The organism is Actinoallomurus sp. NBC_01490, from assembly GCF_036227085.1.
Lineage (GTDB): Bacteria > Actinomycetota > Actinomycetes > Streptosporangiales > Streptosporangiaceae > Actinoallomurus > Actinoallomurus oryzae.
Window position 1 is genome coordinate 113,036 of the sequence record NZ_CP109433.1, and the last position, 18,002, is coordinate 131,037.

Below are 18,002 nucleotides of genomic sequence, written 5' to 3' on the forward strand. Positions count from 1 at the left end.
ACCTTTCACGACGCTTGGGAGGCCACGCGCCGCTCGGCCTCGATCTCCGCGCGGATCTCGGTGTACAGCGCGTCGGAGGTGTCCGCCTGGACGATCAGCCGGCAGCCGGCGCGCAGCTGCTCGATGGTGAGAGCGCTGGCCTCGGTGCGGAAGGCCCACCATCGGCCGGTGTCGCTGATCCACAGCCGCCAGCCGGGAAACTCGGCCTCGAGCCTGCGCATCGTTACCACCCTGGGATACCGGGGGATTTCATCCACGGACCCTTCAAAGATAAACGAGCGGCGTTAATCACGCGAGACCCAGAAGGCGCCGTAATACGGACGCTTTAACGGGTTTGGCTTCCTTCAACTCGTGGAACCCCTGACAACGGTGTAAATCGTCTGCACAGGTGGGCGGCTCCTGGAGCGAACCCGGCTGTACGTGACCCCGCATGGTGCCCAGGTGGCGCGGCAGACTAATGTCCAAAGCAGAGCCATCCGAGGAGGTGCGGTGAACCGTCAGCGGGTGAGCAGGATCTCCAGGTCCCTGACCGTCCCCCGCCCACTCAAGGTCGCCGAGGATCTGGAGCACGCTCATGTCCTCGACCGGCCGGCCCGTGGGCTCACCGGGTTCCTCCTGCGGTTCCTACCGCCGGGGGCCGTCAGAGACCTTCTGCACGGGGTGCCGCTCGGCCACCCGGCCCATCCACCGCTGACCGACGTCCCGGTCGGCTGCTGGATGGCGGCGTCGGCGCTCGACCTTTTCCCCGACACCGATCGGGCCTCGCAGGTGCTGCTGGCCGCCGGGCTGGCGAGCGCGGTTCCGGTGGCGCTCACCGGCGCGGCCGACTGGTCCTCGCTCCACATCGAACAGCAGCGCGTCGGCATCGTGCACTCGATCGGCACGACCGCCGCCACCGGCCTTTTCGCCGCGTCGCTGCTCGCGCGCCTGCGCGGCCGTACGCGCCAGGGTAAGGTGCTGGGCCTCGCCGGGCTCGCGGCGCTGTTCGGCGGCACCTATCTCGGCGGTCACCTGGCCTTCCGGCTCGGCGCGGGCGCCAGCCACGCCGAGTCGATCACTCACCTGGGGCCGCTCGGCTGGCACGACCTGTGCCCGCTGGACGAGCTGCCCGAGGGCTGGCCGGTCCACCGCACGCTGGGCTACATCAGCCTGTTCGTGCTGCGCTACGGCGAAGACGTCTACGTGCTCGCCGACCGCTGCACCCACCTCGACGGGCCGCTGCACCAGGGGCGCATGGTCCGGGTGGACGATGAGATATGCGTGATCTGCCCCTGGCACGGCAGCACGTTCCAGGTCAGCGACGGCACCGTGGTGCACGGCCCGGCCACCGGCCGCCAGCCCGCCTTCGAGACGCGGGTCCTCGAGAGCGGGATGATCCAGGTGCGTCCCGCCCGCTGACCTCAGCTCCGGGGCAGCCGTACGGCCAGGGAGTACAGGCGGGTGATCTGCACCGGGTTCTGGTTGTCGTCGCTGACCAGCAGCAGGCGCAGGCGTCCGCCCGGGGCACGACCGGTGATCGTGATGCCCTCGACGTTGTCGAGCAGCGGGTTGGGTTGCGGCTGCTTGGCCGTCGCGCCGAGTGAGGGGCAGTCGCCGAGGTCGGCGAGCAGCGACTTGCCGATGAGGCGCACGCCCGGCCCGGCGGTCAGGTTCTCCGTACGGCTGACGTCCGTGGCGTGCCGGGGGTCGGCGAGGTAGAGCCGGATCGTGTTGCCGACACCGCTCGTGAAACCGCGCTCCAGCACCAGCAGCCGCCCGTCCGGTGTCGCCGTGATGTCGGAGATGCCCAGGCCGGAGTCGACGCGGTAGCCGTACTGGGCGGAGAGCCGGAAGTCACGGCCGTACCCGGCGCGCCGCCACGTCTGGACGCGCACGAGGTCGGCGTCGTCGCCGGAGAGCGCCCCCTCCATCGAGGCGACCAGCGTGCGCCCGCCGGGCTCCAGCGTGAGCCCCTCGAAGGTGAGGTTGCCGGAGGCGCGTCCGGCCGGCGCGACCCGCAGGGCGTCCGGCACCGGAAGCCGGCCCATAATCTTCCCGGTCCGGCCGTAGCGGCGGATCGACGGCTCGGTCTCGGAGGTGATCAGGCGGGTGCCGTCGCGATCGACGGCCAGACCTTCGGAGTCGAGCGCGGCGCCGTTCTCGTCGGCGAGGTTCACGACACCGACCGGCCGCAGCGTGCGGGCGTCCAGGCTGAACAGCGACGAGCGGTCCGACAGCGCCGCGATGCGCCCACCGCGGTCGACCGCGAGGGCCGACAGGTTCCCGACGTAGACGCCGTCGAAGGTGGTCTTGTCGAGGGCGTCGGAGAACCCGTCGATGTCCACCGACGCGGAGCAGGCATGGGTCGTGCCGCCACGTGACGCGGCGACGGCCGTGGTGGGCGCCGACAGGGTGGCCGCGAGCAGGCCCGCGACACCGGCGGCGAGCGGCGAGGCAACGCGCATGGCCGTCTCCAGGATCGTGGTTGGGAGGACCACGCGCCATGCTAGATCATCCGCGCCCTCAGGCCTCGCCTGGCCGGGGCGCCGATGGCTCCCTGCGGTCGTTGAAGGGGTGCTCGACCAGCGCCAGGACGCGGCTGGCCATGAAGCGCGCGGTGCGCACCGGCGTGCCGGTGCGGGTCACCTCGGTCACCTCCACGACTCCCCGCCGGGTGACGACCTCGACACGCCTGCCCGCACGCGTGGCGGCCACCTCGTACGTGCGCGTCGCACCGCCGGCGTCGATCATGATCTCGACCCTGTCGCCCTTCATGACCGCACCCTTCTCGAACGTCTATTCGATTATTACCCTCCGATGGCAGCGTTCAACCGGTCCGGCGCCGGGCACGAACAGGGCCTCGAACGGAGGCTCCCCCGCCGCGGTCGTGATGTGCCCGGACCCGGTCGTATCCGACACGTGCACCAGATCACCCGGCCCGAACCGCCGCCGGGAGCCGTCGCTGACCTCCACCTCGATCACGCCCCGCACCATCACGACCCACTGCTCCCGCGGCGCGGGGTGCGGCTCGCTGTCGAAGTCCGCGCTGCGCAGGTACGTGACGCCGCTCGCCGCCGACATCCCGGCGGTGGACATCGGCGGCACGCCCGAGCTGACCCGCCGCTCGGTGAGGACCAGCGCGGCGTCCTCGAACGCGGATCCGCCGTCGGCGGTGATCACAACCCTCGTATATGGCTTCTCGTCGCTCATGGCGGCTCATGCTCGGAGTCCCCCGGCCGCCCGGCAATACCTCACGGGGAATCGACGAGCGGCGTCGCCGCCGGATACGACTGGGGCATGCTGGCGGTGATGGAGACCAACGGGTTCGCACGCGAGCTGCGGCGATGGCGTACGGCGCGGCGCTGGAGCCAGCTGGAGCTCGCGCTGCGCGCCGGCACGACGCAGCGGCACCTCAGCTACATGGAGCGGGGGCGCTCACGGCCTGGCCGCGGCATCGTGCTGCGCCTCGCCGAGTCGCTGGAGCTGTCGCTGCGCGAGCGGAACGCCCTGCTGCTCAGCGCCGGGTACGCCCCGGTGTTCGCCGAGTCCCGCCTCGACGCACCCGAGCTGCGTCCCGTACGCGAGGCGATCGGCCGTGTCCTGGAAGGGCACCTGCCGTACCCGGCCCTCGTCGTGCGGCCGTACGGCGAGCTGGTCGCCGCGAACGCCGCGGTCACCGTGCTCACCGAGGGCGCCGCCGCGCACCTGCTGGAGCCGCCCGTCAACGTGCTCCGGCTCGCGCTGCACCCCGAGGGGCTGGCACGGCGCGTGGCGAACCTGCCCGAGTGGGGCCGGCACATCGTCGAGGCCCTGCGCGCGCTGGCGCTCAGGAGTCCCGACGACCGCCTCGACGCGTTCATCGCCGAGCTGGAGGAGTACGTGCCGCCGCTGCCGTACGGGCCCGGCGCGCCCGGTTACGTCGGCTTCGCGGTGCCGCTGCGCCTGCGCTGCGACGAAGGCGAGCTGCGGCTGGTCACGACGGTGACCTCGTTCGCGACCGCGGTCGACGTCACCTTGGCCGAACTCCGGCTGGAGGCGTTCTTGCCCGCCGACGAGGAGACCGCGCGGATCCTCCGCCGGAGGGTCACAGCATCTTGACGATGGCGGCCACGCCGACGACGACGATGACGACGCGCAGCACGATCGGCGGCAGCCGGCGGCCGATCGAGGCGCCGAGCAGGCCTCCGGCCGTCGAGCCGACGGCGATGAACAGCGCCGCCCACCAGTCCACGTGCGCGACGAAGATGAACAGCAGGGCCGCCGCGGCGTTGACCACCCCGGCCAGGACGTTCTTGACTGCGTTCACGCGCTGGAGATCCTCGTCGAGGAAGATCCCGAGCAGCGCCAGTAGCACGACGCCCTGCGCGGCCCCGAAGTAACCACCGTAGATGCCGCTCAGCAGGACCGTGAGCCACAGCCAGGGGCCGCCGTGCGGATGCCGGCGCCGGCCGCCGAGCCAGGCGCTCAGCTTCGGCTGGATGACCACGAGGACGCACGCCACGGCGATCAGCGCCGGGACGATCACCTCGAACGCCGAGGCGGGCAGGACGAGCAGCAGCAGGCCGCCGATGAGCGCGCCGACCACGGACGCCAGCCCGAGGCGGACCACCCGGACGCGCTGGCCGTTCAGCTCACGCCGGTAGCCGTACGCCCCGGAGGCGGAGCCGGGCACGAGCCCGACGGTGTTGGAGACGTTCGCCACGACCGGCGGGTAGCCGAGCCCGACCAGCACCGGAAAGGTGATCAAGGATCCCGAGCCGACGATGACGTTGATGCAGCCCGCAGCGACCCCGGCGCCGAAGATGGCGAGGGCGTGCAGAGGGGTCATCGGGCGGCCTCACGAGGGGGGCGGTTGATCACGACTTGACGGCTCGCGCGTGCCAGCGTCCCTCCTGACGCTCGATCCGCAAGGGCAGCCCGAAACACTTCGACAGGTGCTCGTCGGTGAACACCTCGTCGACCTTCCCGGTGGCGATGACCGAGCCGCGGCGGAGCAGCATCGCGTGCGTGAACCCCTCGGGCACCTCTTCGACGTGGTGGGTGACGAGCGCCATCGTCGGCGCCAGCCGGTCGATGGCCAGGCTCGTCAGCCGTGCGACGAGGTCTTCACGGCCGCCGAGGTCGAGCCCGGCGGCGGGCTCGTCGAGCAGCAGCAGCTCGGGGTCGGGCATGAGGGCGCGGGCGATCGACACGCGCTTGCGCTCGCCCTCCGAGAGGGTGGAGAAGCGGCGCCGGATGAGGTGGGCGCAGCCGAGCGCGTCGAGCAGTTCGACGGCCCGCGTCACATCGGTCGAGTCATATTCTTCTTTCCAGCGGCCGATGATCGCGTACGACGCCGTGAGGACCAGGTCGATGACCTTCTCCTCCGGCGGCACGCGATCGGCCACCGCCGAACTCGACAGTCCGATGCGCGGCCGAAGCTCGAACACATCGGTCTTACCAAGCTGTTCACCCAGGATTTGGGCACGGCCCGCGCTCGGGAACAGCATCGCACCCGCCACCTGCAACAACGTCGTCTTTCCCGCGCCGTTCGGACCGATGATCACCCATCGCTCGTCCTCCTGCACGGTCCAGTCGATGTTGCGCAGCAGCGTCGCCCCCTCGCGCCGGATCTCGACGCCCTCGAGCCTGAGTACCTCTCCGGCCATCGCATCCCTTCGCCGTCAACGAAAGCGCACGAAGCCGCAGGCGGCAGGGGCCGCCGGACTCGCGCGGGTCTCCGGCACGAACCTACGGCATTCGGACGGCTTATGGTTGACCGCATGCGTGTCACTCACCCCTCGGCCGTCCTCGTCGCCTGGGGCAACGCATGGCTGACCGGCCACGTGGGGCTCGATGAGGCCGCCGATGCCGTGGAACGCCTCGGCGGCCCGCACGTCGTCGCCGGCATCCCGGACCAACCCGGCGAGACGCCGCTGCGCGGTGGTCTCGCGGCCTTCCGGGTGGCCGGTCTGTCCGCGTTCAGGCTCGCGCTGCCGACGCCGGGCGACCCGCTCGGCCTCACCGGGCCGCCGGAGTTCAACGTCGCCGCGATCGAGGCCGAGGAGGCCGCGCTCCTGACCATCGGCGACCGGACGTTCGGCCTGATCCCGGCCGAGGACCGCCGTGGCTCCTCCTACGTCGGCACCCGCTGGACGGTGCACGAGACACGCTCGGCCGTCGCGGACACGCCGGGGCTCCCCGAGGCCGACCACAAGCTCTCCCTCGCCGTGCGCGAGGCGACCGAGTCGCTCATGACCGTCGACGGCACGCTGGAGTGGCGGCCGGAGATCGCCGAGGCCCTGGGCGCGTTGCGCGAGTCACACCACCACGAGCAGGTCGGCGGCCTCGCCCCGGGCTACCCGGCCCGTGCTCACCGGGTCGCGGCGCTGGCCGGCCGCCTGGCGGTCGTCGTGGGCCTGGCGCGCGGCACGGAGAGCGCCACGCTGTCGTCCGCCCAGGTCCAGCGCCGCACCGAGGCCCTGCGCGACCTGGACAAGGCCGTACGGCGGGCGCAGGTGGCCGCCTGCAACAGCGTCCTGGACCCGGTGCGCTGACGGAAGGCGCCGAGCCGAGGCGCTGATCCCAAAAAAGTGCGGGCGCACTCCCGGAGGAGTACGCCCGCGTGAGGGTCCGATGTTCAGGCCGTGACGACGATGGCCTTGGTGATCTTGTCGCCCCAGGTCTGGCTCTTGTCGTCCCACAGCGGCCAGAGGAATCCGAGGATGCACACCCAGGCGTCGATCGTGGAGTGGCAGAGCTGCCGGCCGAAGGCGGCGCCGCCGCCGAGGGGCTGGCCGGTCGCCTCGCTGACGACCTTGATGTTGAGGGCCTTCTTGCCGATCGTCTGGCCGCTGTTGGCTTCCTGGAGGCCGAGCGCGGCGGCGATGACGAAGAGGAAGATCAGCTCGAAGAGGTAAGTCACCGCGAGGTTCTTGGCGGCCACGTTGATGATGCCCATGATGATGCCGGCCGGGATACCGACGATCAGTCCGTCGATGAACCGCGCGCCGAGCCGCGCGCCCCAGCTGGCGTACTGGAACTGCCCGTAGCCGGAGCCGTAGCCCTGGCCGTAGGCCTGCTGCTGGCCGTAGCCCTGCTGACCGTAGGCCTGCTGCTGACCGTAGCCCTGCTGTTGGCCGTAGCCCTGCTGACCGTAGCCCTGCTGCTGGTCGTAACCGGGCTGCTGCCCATAGCCCGGCTGCTGCCCGTACCCCGGCTGCTGACCGTAGCCCTGCTGCTGGTCGTAACCGGGCTGCTGACCGTAACCCGGCTGCTGGCCGTAGCCGGGCTGCTGCCCATAGCCCGGCTGCTGCCCGTAACCGGGCTGCTGACCGTAACCCGGCTGCTGCTGACCCTGGCCGTACGGGTCGTAGGGGGTGCTCACGCTCTTTCTCCTTTGTTGAAATTACGCCCGTCCGCCAAACCGGACTCGGCAGTCGCCATGATGAGTACTGACTTCAAAGAGGCAGAAACCCGAAACGGGCGAGCTGCCAGACCCATGACAGCCCCAGCGTCACTCCGATGATCCACGCACGCATGCGCGGATCGAGCGCCCACCATCGTCGTCCGGACCCGAGCGGAGCGGTAGCCAGTCCGATCGCGCCCAGGAGAACGACGGGGCTTGCGAGAAGCGCCTTGACCGGATGCGCCGCACCCAGCTCGATGAACACGGTGGTGCCGCCACAGAGGGGGCACGGAACTCCGGTGAGCGCCCGCAGCGGGCACAGGGTGCCGGGATCGTGCACTCGGTGCAGGGCGGACACCACCACCGCCGCGGTGGCCATGCCGCCTGCGCGAAGGACTACACCGAGCGCGCCGTCACCAGAGGCGGCGAACACGCGACCGAGTACGTCGGCCGGCCGCCCTCGGGCTCGGGACGCGACCTGCCCCCGTGCCACGTCCAAACCTTCGCCCTCCTCATGGTGCTCTTATGCGCTTGTGGACCCGTATACCGCAATATGCCGGGTCCGGGTCAAGTAAATACCAGGCAAGATTCGAGAACGTAACCGGCTGGAGACCTTGACGCCTGACCGGGCTTCGGGAAGCGGTGGCGCGAGTTGGGAGAAGGGCTCATCCGGTGCCGTGCGACGACGTCGGCCGTACGGCACCGGAAGTGCGGGCGTGTCAGCCCTCGGCGGCGCCGACGATGACCGGGGCCGCGGCCTCCGCGCCCTCGGCGACGACGTCCACCACGATCACCGTGACGTTGTCCGGACCGCCCCCCTGGTTGGCCGCGCTGATGAGCCGGCCGACGGCGGCGGCGGGGTCGGACTCGGCGGTCAGCACCTGGTGCATCGTCTCCGCGTCGACCGGCCCGCTCAGCCCGTCGGAGCACAGGAGGTAGCGGTCGCCCGGCAGGGCCTCGCGCAGCGACAGGTCGGGCTTGCGCTCGGGTCTGCCGTCGAGCACGCGGACCAGGCGGTTGGCCAGGTGGGGCGCCGCGCCGTCCTCGCCGGTGAGCATCTTCTCCAGCGTGTGGTCCTCGGTGATCTGGTAGAGGATCCCCTCGCGCAGCATGTAGGCCCGCGAGTCGCCGATGTGGGCGAGAGCCGTGTGCGTACCCGACCACAACATGGCGGTGCATGTCGTGCCCATGGACTGGAGCGCGGGCTCTTCCTCGACTTTCTGGGCGATCGCCTGGTTGGCCGCGAGCACGGCACGCTCGACGACCTCGACCAGCTTGGCCTGGGGGACCTCGTGGTCGATCGCCGAGAGGGCCTGGATCGCGAGGGAGCTCGCGATCTCGCCACCCACGTGACCGCCCATGCCGTCGGCGACCGCGAGCAGCCATGGGCCCGCATACGCCGAGTCCTCATTGTTCTCGCGGGCGCGTCCGACATCCGATCCCGCGGCGTAGCGAATGGCAACTCTCATATGTTTTCCGATGTCGTCCTCGGCGGTGCGGTTCACTCAGCCGACTGCTGAGCTTCATCAACATATTCGACCGGCGCGCCTTACGCCTCATGGATCACAAGTGGATTTCTTGTGGAGTCACCGCTCCGCGAGCCCGTGGCGCACGGCGTACAGCGCCGCCTGGGTGCGATCTTGCAGGCCGAGCTTCATCAGGATGTTCGAGACGTGCGTCTTCACGGTCTTCTCCGACACCACGAGCGCCCGGGCGATCTCGCGGTTGGACCGGCCGCGGGCGATCTGCGTCAGCACCTCGCGCTCGCGTTCGGTGAGGGCGACCGCGGCCTTGCCACCCTGGTCGGGGGCGAGCATCGCGTCCGCCGCCTCGGGCGCGAACAGCACGTGGCCGTCGTGCACCGCGCGGATCGCCTGGACGAGCGCCTGCGGGTCGACGTCCTTGTACAGGTAGCCGGACGCGCCCGCGCGGACGACCGGCAGCACCCGGGCGCGCTCCCCCACGCTCGTGAGCACGAGCACGCGCGAGGGGATGCCGCGCGAGCGCAGCTCCTCGAGCGCCGCCTGCCCGTCGACTCCGGGCATCTTCAGGTCGAGCAGGATGACGTCGGGCGTGAGCGCCTCGGCGCGGGCGACCGCCTCGACGCCGTCGGCGGCCTCCCCGACGACCTCGATGTCCTCCTGGACGCCGAGGAACGTCCGCAGGCCCTGGCGTACGACCGGGTGGTCGTCGGCGATCAGTACCCGGATCACGCGGGCACCTCCAGGCGTACGACGGTGCCGGAGCCGGAGGAGGAGATGCTCAGGACGCCGCCGACCGACTCCGCGCGCTCGCGCATGGACGCCAGCCCCAGGCCGTCACGCGAGGCCTCCGCGGGGTCGAAGCCGACGCCGTCGTCGCGGATCTCCAGCAGGCCGGGTTCGAGGCGGGCGGTCACCGTACACGGGTCGCCGTGCCGCAGCGCGTTGTACAGCGCCTCCTGGGCGATGCGAAAGACCACCGCCTCGGTCTCGGGCGGCAGCGTGACCTCCTCGCCCTCGAACCGCACGGTCGTACGGCGCCCGCGGCCGGCTCCCCACACGCGGTCGAGCACCTGGACGTGCTTGCGCAGCGACTCGGCCAGCCCGTCGCCGGCCAGCTCGGCGGGCCGCAGCTCGAAGATCACCTCGCGCAGCTCCGCGAGCGCCTCCTTGGCGAGCGACTGGACGCGTTCGAGCTCCGGGCGCGGGTCGGGGGCGGCGAGCGCCGCAGCGGCGGTCAGCCGGAGCGAGAACAGCTTCTGCGCGACCGCGTCGTGCAGCTCGCGGGCCAGCCGGGCGCGCTCCTCCACGACGGTCAGCTCGCGGTTGCGCTCGTACAGGCGTGCGTTGGTCAGCGCGATCGCCGCGTGCGCGGCGAACAGGATGAGGCGTTCTTCGTCGTCGTCGGTGAAGCCGCCCGGCTGCCGCTTGTTGGCCAGGAAGATGATGCCGAGCGTGTCGTCGCCGTCGCGGATCGGCACGCCGATGAAGTCGCGCAGCACCGGATGCGCCGACGGCCAGCCCTCGAACGCCGGGGCCCGGCGCACGTCCGCCAGCCGCTGCACCTTGTCCTCGCGCAGCATCAGGGCGAGCAGGCCGTGCTGGCGCGGCAGCGGGCCGATGGCGTTCCACTGCTGGTCGCTGACACCCTCGACCACGAACTCCGCGAACGAGCCCTCGTCGTCGGGCACGCCCAGCGCGGCGTAGCGGGCGTCGAGAAGCTGCGCGGCGGCCCGTACGATCACCTGGAACACCTCGTGCACGGACAGGTGCCGCGTGACGGCGAGCACCGCCGCGCTGACCGCGTGCAACGCGGCGTCCCGATCGGCTTCCACGGCTCGACGGTACCCGCCGGACGGGCGCGGATCCGATCGGCCGTCCGTCCTAGGTCTCATCGCCGAGGGCGCGACCGGCCCGACGGCCGATGTCTCACCACGGCGCCCGCTCCTAGCGTCGTGGAGCATGAAGGCACTGATCACCGGGGCGTCCCGCGGACTCGGCCTGGCGCTGGCCGGCGCGCTCGCCCGCGAAGGCTGGGAACTGGTCCTCGACGCGCGCGGCGGCCCCGAACTGGAGAAGGCCGTCGCCGGGCTGGACGGGGTACGGACCGTGGCCGGAGACGTCGCCGATCCCGCGCACCGCGCCGCGCTGATCGACGCCGCGGACGGCCTGAACCTGCTGGTCAACAACGCGAGCACGCTCGGTGCCGCCCCGCTGCCGGCCCTCGCCGCCTATCCGCTGGAGGAGCTCACGCGCGCGTTCGCGGTCAACACGATCGGCCCGCTGGCGCTCATCCAGGGGCTCCTGCCGGTCCTGCGCGAACGCCGCGGCGCGATCGTCAACATCAGCTCCGACGCCGCGACCGAGCCGTACGAGGGGTGGGGCGGGTACGGCGCGACCAAGGCCGCGCTGGAGCAGCTGTCCAACGTGCTGGCCGCCGAGGAGCCCGGCGTGGCGGTGTGGTGGGTGGACCCGGGCGAGATGCGCACCGGGATGCTCGCCGCGGCCGGAGAGGACGCCGAGGCGGCGCCGCGCCCGGAGGATGTGGCCGTGCCCGCGCTGCTCCGGCTGGTCGCCGAACGCCTGCCGAGCGGCCGCTACACCGCCTCCGGCCTGGCTCGATGACGGCGCTGGCCGCCGGCGAGGAGAGCGCGGTCCGGCCGCCGTCGCCGCTCGCGCGGCCGTACCGGCTGGCCACGATCGGGATCATCGCGGTCGTCGGCCTGCTCGCGTTCGAGCAGATGGCGGTCGGGACGGCGATGCCCGTGGCAGCGCGCGACCTGCACGGCCTGCCGCTGTACGCCTGGGCGTTCAGCGCGGTGTTCATCGCCGGGCTCGTGGCCAACGTCTTCGCGGGCGGGTGGGCGGACGCCCAGGGGCCGGCCCGGCCGCTGTTCACCGGGCTCGCCGTGTTCGTCGCCGGGCTGGTCATCGTGGGGGCGGCGCCGACGATGATCTGGTTCATCGCCGGGCGCGCGGTGCAGGGGTTCGGGTCGGGGCTGGCCTCGGTGCCGCTGTACGTCGTCGTGGCGCGCGTGTACCCCGAGCGAAGCCGGCCGAAGGTCTTCGCGGCGATGTCCGGTGCGTGGGTGGTGCCCTCGCTCGTCGGCCCGTCAATCGGCGGCCTGGTCGCCCAGCACCTCGGCTGGCGGTGGGTGTTCCTGGGAATCGTCCCGCTAGTGGTGCCGGCCGTGTTCGCGCTGGTCCGGACGGTGCGGGGGTTGCGAGGCCCGGACCAGGTGAGGGCGCCCGTCACCGGGCCAGGGCCGGGTGAGGGCGCCCCTCACAAGGCCAAGAGGGCGATGCCGCGCGAGCGGATGCTCGCGGCTCTCGTGCTCGCGGCTGGGGCGGCCCTGCTGCTCTGGGGGCTGGATCACCGCTCGGTTCTCGCGCTGGTCGCCGTTCTGGCCGGGATCGCCGGCGTCGGGTACGGCGTGCGCGCGCTGATGCCGCGCGGCCTCGCGCGCCTGCGCCGTGGGCTGCCGACGGTGATCGCGATGCGGGGCCTGCTGTTCGGCGCGATGGGCGGCACCGAGGCGTTCATCCCGCTGGCGCTGACCACGCGGTTCGGTTTCCACCCCACGACGGCCGGGCTGGTCCTCACCGCGGGGGCGATCGGCTGGTCGGCGGGCTCGTGGTGGCAGGGCCGGTTCCCCGGCACCTCGCCCGTGCGGTTCGTCGTGGCCGGCGCCGTCCTGCACGCCGTGGGCGTCGCCGGGGTCGCCCTGTCCTTCCACGTCTCCGGATGGCCCACGCTGCCCGCGTGGATCGTCGCGGGCGCGGGCATGGGCACCGCCTTCCCGGCCCTCAGCGTGCTCGTGCTCCGGCTGTCCGGACCGGACACCCAGGGCGCCAACTCGTCCGCCATGCAGATCAGCGACACGCTCGGCTCGTCGCTCGCCGTCGGGATCGCGGGCGCGCTCGTCAACGCGGCGGGCCTGAACACCGGGGCGGCCTGCACGGCCGTCATCGCCATCGTCGCGGCCCTGGCCGCCCATCGAGTCGAGGATGCCCATGCGTGAGTTCACCCTGCCCCCGGCCCTCGAGGCGAGCGAACCGCCCGCGCGGCGCGACGACGTCCGCCTGCTCGCCGGCACGCCCGACGGCGTGACCCATCACCGGTTCACCGCACTGCCCGAGCTGCTGCGCCCCGGCGACCTGCTCGTCGTGAACACCTCCGCGACGCTGCCCGCCGCCGTACGGCTGGACCGGCTGGCGCTGCACTTCTCCGGCCCGTTGCCGCCCGGGTCCGACGGCGCCGAGGACGCCTGGCTGGTCGAGCCGCGGCTGCGCGAGGCCGGGGCGACGGTGCCCTACCCGGGCGGCCGGTGCGGCGAGTGGTTCCCGCTTCCCGGCGGCGCGACGCTCACGCTGCTCGAACGGCAGACGGCGCGGCTGTGGCGCGCCCGGCTCGACACCGACGTCGTCCCGTACCTTCGCCGCCACGGTGTGCCGATCCGGTACGGCTACGTGGGTCACGACTGGCCGCTGTCGGCGTACCAGACGGTGTTCGGGACTCCGGAGAGCGATCTGGAGGGCGGCAGCGCGGAGATGCCGAGCGCGGGGCGGCCGTTCACGTACGAGCTGGTGACGCGGCTCGTCGCGCGCGGCGTGCACCTCGCGCCGATCACGCTGCACACGGGCGTCGCGTCGCCGGAGAAGGACGAGCCGCCGTACCCCGAGCGCTACGACGTGCCCGCCGCGACGGCCCGGCTGGTCGACCACGTGCGCTGGGAGGGCGGCCGGGTGATCGCCGTCGGCACGACCGTCGTACGGGCCCTGGAGACCGCCGTGTCCGACGACGGGTTCGTCCGGCCGTCACGCGGATGGACCTCCCACGTCGTCACGCCGGAGGTGGGCGTACGGGCGGTGGACGGCCTGCTCACCGGCCTGCACGAGCCGCGCTCGTCCCACCTGCGGATGCTGACCGCCATCGCGGGAGACGAGCTGCTCGAACGGGTCTATGAGGAGGCGCTGGCCCGGGAGTACAAGTGGCACGAGTTCGGCGACGTGACTCTTCTGCTTCGCTGACGCATACTTCGGTATGCTCGGAGTATGAGCGTCAAGGAGCGCATCACCGTCACCATCGACTCCGAGATCGCCGCCCAGATCAAGGAGCTGGCCGGAGAGCAGTCCACCTCCTCTGTCGTCGAGCGGGCGCTGCGGGAGCTGCTGACCCGTCAGCATGACGCGCGCACCCGTCTGAGAGCGCTGGCGGCGGCGCATGAGCGGCGTGATCCCGAGGGTCACGCCCGCCTGCGCGCGCACATCCGGCGGCAGCTCGATCTCGGCGAGGAGGAGGCGTGATCGGGGGCTATGTCCTCGATCCGTCGACGATCGGCGATTTCGGGCGCGACAAGGCGCACGCGGTCGAGGCCGTGCACACCCTCGACATGGCCGCTCAGGCGATCATCATCCCGATGTCGGCGATGGCCGAGGCCCTGACCCGGCTCGAGACACCCGGCCAGGTCGAACAGGCGCTGTTCCTGCTCGACCTCGGCGTGGTCGTTCCGGACGACCTGACCCGTGAGAACACCCCCTCGGTCGCCACCATCCACCTGGCCGCCGAAGGCGACACCACTCTCGGGATGGCCCACACGGCTCTGGCCGCGCGCACGCGCATGGCCAAAGTGGTCACCACCGCCCCGGGCGTCTGGCGGTCCGCGCATCCCGACGTCGCCGTGGCGGCGCTCGAAGATCCCTCACCGTGATCGTGCAGACCTGGAGGCGAACGCCGGGTGTCCGCATGGTGGACGCCGGAGCGAAACCTGATCGTGGGCAAGTAGCGTGGTGAGCAGCATGAATGCCAAGAAGCGCACATTGCTGATCACGCTGACCGGTCGCGACCGTCCTGGAGTGACGTCGCGCCTGTTCACCACACTCTCCGCGTTCCCGGTGACGGTGGCCGACGTCGAGCAGGTCGTGATCCGGGGGCGGCTGGTGCTCGGGGTGCTGGTGTCCTACGGCTCCGACACCGACGTCGGCAAGGTCCTGGCCGCGACCGAAGAGATCGCCACCGACCTCGGCATGGAGCTGGAGCTGGCCACCGGCTCCGACCGCGGCGCGCGGCGCCGCCACGGGCGGCTCCACGTCACCATCCTCGGCCGGGCGCTGCGGCCCGCCGCACTCGCGGGCATCGCCGGCCGCATCGCCGCGCACGGCGCCAACATCGACCGCATCGAACGGCTCGCGGACCAGCCGGTGACCTGCATCGAGCTCCACGTCTCCGGCGCCGATCCGGACGGCCTGCGCACGGCCCTGGCCGCCGAGGCCGCCGAGCTGCAGGTGGACGTCGCGGTCCAGCGCGGCGGCCTGGCCCGCCGGGCCAAGCGGCTCATCGTCATGGACGTCGACTCGACCCTGATCCAGGGCGAGGTCATCGAGCTGCTCGCCGAACACGCCGGCCGTGGCGCGCAGGTCGCCGCGATCACCGAGGCCGCGATGCGCGGCGACCTCGACTTCGAGGGCTCGCTGCGCGAGCGCGTCGCGATGCTGGAGGGCCTCGACGAGGGTGTCCTGGAGACCGTGCGGCACAGCGTGGAGTTCTCCCCGGGCGTCCGCACGCTCGTCCGCACGCTCAAGCGGCTCGACTACAAGTTCGCGATCGTCAGCGGCGGCTTCACCCAGATCACCGACTCGCTGGCCGCCGACCTCGGCATCGACTACGCCGCCGCGAACGTCCTGGAGATCAAGGACGGCAGGCTGACCGGGCGGCTGGTCGGTCCGATCATCGACCGGCCGGGCAAGGCCGCCGCGCTCGAACGCTTCGCGGCCGAGGCCGGCGTTCCGCTCAGCCAGACGGTGGCGATCGGCGACGGCGCCAACGACCTCGACATGATCGCGGCTGCCGGGCTCGGCATCGCCTACAACGCCAAGCCGGCCGTCCGCCGGGCCGCCGACACCGCGGTCAACGTGCCGTACATGGACACCATCGCGTTCCTGCTCGGCATCTCGCGGGAGGAGATCGAAGCCGCCGACGCCGAGGACGCGGACATCACCCGCTGACGCCGGCCGCGGCTGCGGAGGGGCGCTCAGACGATCAGTGCCCGGCCCTGTTCGGCCAGCCGGTGCGCGTCCTCGGCCAGGGCCCGTACGGCGTGCCGGGCGCCCGCCACCTCGATCAGCGCCTCGCGCAGTGAGGTCACCGCGTCGATCCTCGCACCGCCCGCGATCTCGGCCCGGCGGCGACGGCACAGCCGCGACAGGTGCTCGTCCAGCTTCCCCAGCAGGTCGTCGAGATCCAGGGCGTCGGTGTCGGCCTCCGCGTCGAGATGGTCGGCCACCCGTCGAAGGATCGCGGGGATCGGGCCCGCGTACACCGGCCGCTCCTGGATCAGCGCCGCGAGCGTGGCGACGTAGTCGCGCAGCCGCCGCGCGGTCGCCGTCGCCTCGCGGAGCCCGTGCAGCGGCTCGGCGGGCGGCGCCGGCTCCTGGGCGAGCCGTACCGCCGTCTCCTCGACCTCGCGGGCCGCCGACGCCGCCTCCCGGAGCCGATCGTCGATCGGCGCGTCCGGCCGGCCCTCGAAGAGCGCCGCGACCGTACGGGCCAGGTCGGCGTGCGCGTGGAGGAGGCGGGCCAGGCGCTCGGGCACCGTCCGCAGCGCCCCGGTCGGCCAGAGCGCACGCGCGGCCGCCAGCGCGAGTGCCGCCCCGGCGAGGGTGAGGCCGATGCGCCATCCGGCCGCCTGCCAGGTCAACGGGCGGGTGAAGTCGATGAGCAACATGATCAGCGGAGTGGCGAACGTGATCCACCACGCGTGGTTGACCGGCTGGAGCGTGAAGCCGGCCGCCGCACCGGCGAAGACCAGGATCATCAGAGTCGTCTGGCCCGGCGCGATCGCCAGGGCCACGGCCGCGCCCGTCCCGCCGACCGTCGCCCCGGCGACCCGTTTGGCGGCCCGCTCGACGGTGCCGCCGTAGGAGTCGCGCAGGCAGAACATGACCGTGATCGGCAGCCAGTAGCCGAACGGCAGGTGCAGGCCGTTCTGGAGAGCCATCGCGACGACGATCGCCACACCGACCCGCGCGGCGTGGCGGAGGCCGGGCGAGCCGGTCGTGAGCTGGGCGTGCCACGGCCGGCCGCCGGCGAACGGCAGGTCGAACCCGGCCTGCAGGCCACGCGCCGCGATCGCGGCGGCGTCCTCGATCGCGTCGGCGATCCGTTCGACGCTCCGGCGAACCTGCAGCACGAGCGCGGCCCCGATGATGTCGTGCCGCGACTCGACGTGCTCCCACCGCACCTGCTCGCAGGCGCGTACGAAGGCTTCCAGCTCCGCGGCCGGGCGGGGCGGAGGCGTACGGCGCGCCTCGACCGCCCTGGCGAGCCCGCGCAGCCATCGGGCGAGCGCGGCCATGACGGCGCGCCACTCCTCCTGCCACTCGTCCGGCGGCGGGGCCTCCCGGCCCAGCGCGGCGTGCAGCGAGCGCGACGCGACGATCGCGCCCATGGCCCGGCCGAGCGCCTCGGCGAACAGAGCCGGGCGATCCCGCTCAGGCTCGCCGGGGCGCCGGTACAGCGCGCACGTCGAACGCGCGTCGCTCAGCGCGTCATAGGCGGACTTACGCCGTTCGCCCCATTCTTCGGGCGGCGCCTCCCCGGCGTCCGCGACCGCGCGGACCGCCTCGGCGAGCGTGCCGCGCAACGGACGCAGCCGGTCGATGACCCACGGCGCCAGCAGCAGGACGGAGACCCACAGCCCACCGGCCGCCTCCAGCACGCCGTTGACCAGCACCGGGCTGGTGGGCGGGCGTACCGCGGCGACGAGCGTGCACAGCGCCGCCGTCGGGCCGGGCCACGGCAGCGCCGCGCCGGCCGCCGCGACGATCGGGACGAGAAGCGTCGCGAGCACCGGACGCCCCGCCAGCAGACCGCCGAACCACGTGAACACCGTCACGACGGCGACCGCCACCAGCATCGACCGGGCCCGCGCCCCGTACGGTCCGCGCGGCCCGGCGAAGGCGACGTAGAAGGCGCCGAGACCGGCCGGCACGCTGTCCGCGGCGTGCCCGGTCAGCGCGCCGGCCACCAGGGGCGCCACGACACCGACCGCGGTCGCCAGGCCGTAGAGGGGCGCGGCCCGTCCCTCGGACTCGGCGAACACCCTCCGCAGCCACGACACCTGTGCTCCCCCCGTCGACAGGTGGCGTCCCGTCCA

General features: G+C 72.5%; 21 protein-coding genes. 9 read left to right on the plus strand and 12 right to left on the minus strand.

From position 1 onward, the window contains the following. Positions 1–5: 5 nt before the first annotated feature. Positions 6–221: a hypothetical protein gene (locus tag OG417_RS00510; protein ID WP_329248049.1), complete on the minus strand. Its 216-nt coding sequence runs from the start codon at positions 219–221 to the stop codon at positions 6–8. A 268-nt stretch (positions 222–489) separates the two neighbouring features. Here OG417_RS00510 and OG417_RS00515 point away from each other — a divergent pair, with 268 nt between their 5' ends. Beyond that, a complete protein-coding gene (locus tag OG417_RS00515; RefSeq protein ID WP_329248052.1) occupies positions 490–1,398 on the plus strand; it encodes a Rieske 2Fe-2S domain-containing protein in 909 nt (302 codons plus the stop codon). Between the two features lie 2 nt (positions 1,399–1,400). Here the strand turns inward: OG417_RS00515 and OG417_RS00520 are convergent, their stop codons facing one another. Genes OG417_RS00520 through OG417_RS00530 form a run of 3 tightly spaced genes read right to left on the minus strand, consistent with a single transcriptional unit; the run spans position 1,401 to position 3,189 of the window. Continuing rightward, entirely contained in the window at positions 1,401–2,444 is a 1,044-nt protein-coding gene (locus OG417_RS00520) for an esterase-like activity of phytase family protein (RefSeq protein WP_329248055.1), read from the minus strand. Between the two features lie 58 nt (positions 2,445–2,502). Then, positions 2,503–2,754 (minus strand): hypothetical protein, encoded by a 252-nt coding sequence (locus tag OG417_RS00525; protein WP_329248057.1) that lies wholly within the window; start codon positions 2,752–2,754, stop codon positions 2,503–2,505. A gap of 21 nt (positions 2,755–2,775) precedes the next feature. Continuing rightward, entirely contained in the window at positions 2,776–3,189 is a 414-nt protein-coding gene (locus OG417_RS00530; protein WP_329248059.1) for a hypothetical protein, read from the minus strand. A gap of 87 nt (positions 3,190–3,276) precedes the next feature. Between OG417_RS00530 and OG417_RS00535 the strand changes: the two genes are divergently transcribed. Beyond that, the gene (locus OG417_RS00535) at positions 3,277–4,077 is read left to right on the plus strand and encodes a helix-turn-helix domain-containing protein (protein ID WP_329248062.1); all 801 of its coding nucleotides are present in this window, start codon (positions 3,277–3,279) and stop codon (positions 4,075–4,077) included. On the opposite strand, the gene OG417_RS00540 is transcribed toward OG417_RS00535, so the two are convergent. Beyond that, positions 4,064–4,807 (minus strand): sulfite exporter TauE/SafE family protein, encoded by a 744-nt coding sequence (locus tag OG417_RS00540; protein ID WP_329248064.1) that lies wholly within the window; start codon positions 4,805–4,807, stop codon positions 4,064–4,066. The genes OG417_RS00535 and OG417_RS00540 overlap by 14 nt on opposite strands. A gap of 28 nt (positions 4,808–4,835) precedes the next feature. Next, complete coding sequence (locus tag OG417_RS00545) at positions 4,836–5,627, minus strand: ABC transporter ATP-binding protein (RefSeq protein ID WP_329248067.1); 792 nt, start codon at positions 5,625–5,627, stop codon at positions 4,836–4,838. 114 nt (positions 5,628–5,741) lie between these two features. On the opposite strand from OG417_RS00545, the gene OG417_RS00550 reads away from it, so the two are divergent. Beyond that, complete coding sequence (locus OG417_RS00550; protein WP_329248070.1) at positions 5,742–6,515, plus strand: hypothetical protein; 774 nt, start codon at positions 5,742–5,744, stop codon at positions 6,513–6,515. An 83-nt stretch (positions 6,516–6,598) separates the two neighbouring features. On the opposite strand, the gene OG417_RS00555 is transcribed toward OG417_RS00550, so the two are convergent. The 5 genes from OG417_RS00555 to OG417_RS00575 all read right to left on the minus strand — a co-directional run bounded on the left by OG417_RS00555 (position 6,599) and on the right by OG417_RS00575 (position 10,682). Continuing rightward, complete coding sequence (locus OG417_RS00555) at positions 6,599–7,345, minus strand: RDD family protein (RefSeq protein WP_329248072.1); 747 nt, start codon at positions 7,343–7,345, stop codon at positions 6,599–6,601. A 73-nt stretch (positions 7,346–7,418) separates the two neighbouring features. Further along, positions 7,419–7,799 carry a DUF2752 domain-containing protein gene (locus tag OG417_RS00560; RefSeq protein WP_329248075.1) on the minus strand — a complete coding sequence of 127 codons (381 nt, stop codon included), beginning with the start codon at positions 7,797–7,799 and terminating at the stop codon, positions 7,419–7,421. Positions 7,800–8,085: 286 nt separating this feature from the next. Then, positions 8,086–8,835, minus strand: a complete 750-nt coding sequence (locus OG417_RS00565; protein WP_329248078.1) for a PP2C family protein-serine/threonine phosphatase — start codon at positions 8,833–8,835, stop codon at positions 8,086–8,088. A gap of 117 nt (positions 8,836–8,952) precedes the next feature. Then, positions 8,953–9,579 carry a response regulator transcription factor gene (locus tag OG417_RS00570; protein WP_329248081.1) on the minus strand — a complete coding sequence of 209 codons (627 nt, stop codon included), beginning with the start codon at positions 9,577–9,579 and terminating at the stop codon, positions 8,953–8,955. After that, positions 9,576–10,682, minus strand: coding sequence for a GAF domain-containing sensor histidine kinase (locus OG417_RS00575; RefSeq protein ID WP_329248084.1), 1,107 nt, complete (start codon positions 10,680–10,682; stop codon positions 9,576–9,578). The genes OG417_RS00570 and OG417_RS00575 overlap by 4 nt, the downstream gene beginning before the upstream one ends. 127 nt (positions 10,683–10,809) lie before the next feature. On the opposite strand from OG417_RS00575, the gene OG417_RS00580 reads away from it, so the two are divergent. The 6 genes from OG417_RS00580 to serB all read left to right on the plus strand — a co-directional run bounded on the left by OG417_RS00580 (position 10,810) and on the right by serB (position 15,852). Then, on the plus strand, positions 10,810–11,472 hold the full coding sequence (locus OG417_RS00580) for an SDR family NAD(P)-dependent oxidoreductase (protein WP_329248087.1): 663 nt from the start codon (positions 10,810–10,812) through the stop codon (positions 11,470–11,472). Next, positions 11,469–12,869: an MFS transporter gene (locus OG417_RS00585; protein WP_329248091.1), complete on the plus strand. Its 1,401-nt coding sequence runs from the start codon at positions 11,469–11,471 to the stop codon at positions 12,867–12,869. Before OG417_RS00580 ends, OG417_RS00585 begins: the two co-directional genes overlap by 4 nt. Next, positions 12,862–13,878 carry an S-adenosylmethionine:tRNA ribosyltransferase-isomerase gene (locus OG417_RS00590; RefSeq protein ID WP_329248095.1) on the plus strand — a complete coding sequence of 339 codons (1,017 nt, stop codon included), beginning with the start codon at positions 12,862–12,864 and terminating at the stop codon, positions 13,876–13,878. The genes OG417_RS00585 and OG417_RS00590 overlap by 8 nt, the downstream gene beginning before the upstream one ends. 24 nt (positions 13,879–13,902) lie before the next feature. Beyond that, positions 13,903–14,154: a ribbon-helix-helix protein, CopG family gene (locus tag OG417_RS00595; RefSeq protein WP_329248098.1), complete on the plus strand. Its 252-nt coding sequence runs from the start codon at positions 13,903–13,905 to the stop codon at positions 14,152–14,154. Further along, positions 14,151–14,558 carry a hypothetical protein gene (locus tag OG417_RS00600; RefSeq protein WP_329248100.1) on the plus strand — a complete coding sequence of 136 codons (408 nt, stop codon included), beginning with the start codon at positions 14,151–14,153 and terminating at the stop codon, positions 14,556–14,558. The genes OG417_RS00595 and OG417_RS00600 overlap by 4 nt, the downstream gene beginning before the upstream one ends. A gap of 88 nt (positions 14,559–14,646) precedes the next feature. Then, entirely contained in the window at positions 14,647–15,852 is a 1,206-nt protein-coding gene (serB, locus tag OG417_RS00605; protein ID WP_329248103.1) for a phosphoserine phosphatase SerB, read from the plus strand. Between the two features lie 26 nt (positions 15,853–15,878). Here the strand turns inward: serB and OG417_RS00610 are convergent, their stop codons facing one another. Continuing rightward, positions 15,879–17,966: an FUSC family protein gene (locus OG417_RS00610; protein WP_329248107.1), complete on the minus strand. Its 2,088-nt coding sequence runs from the start codon at positions 17,964–17,966 to the stop codon at positions 15,879–15,881. Positions 17,967–18,002: the final 36 nt, after the last annotated feature.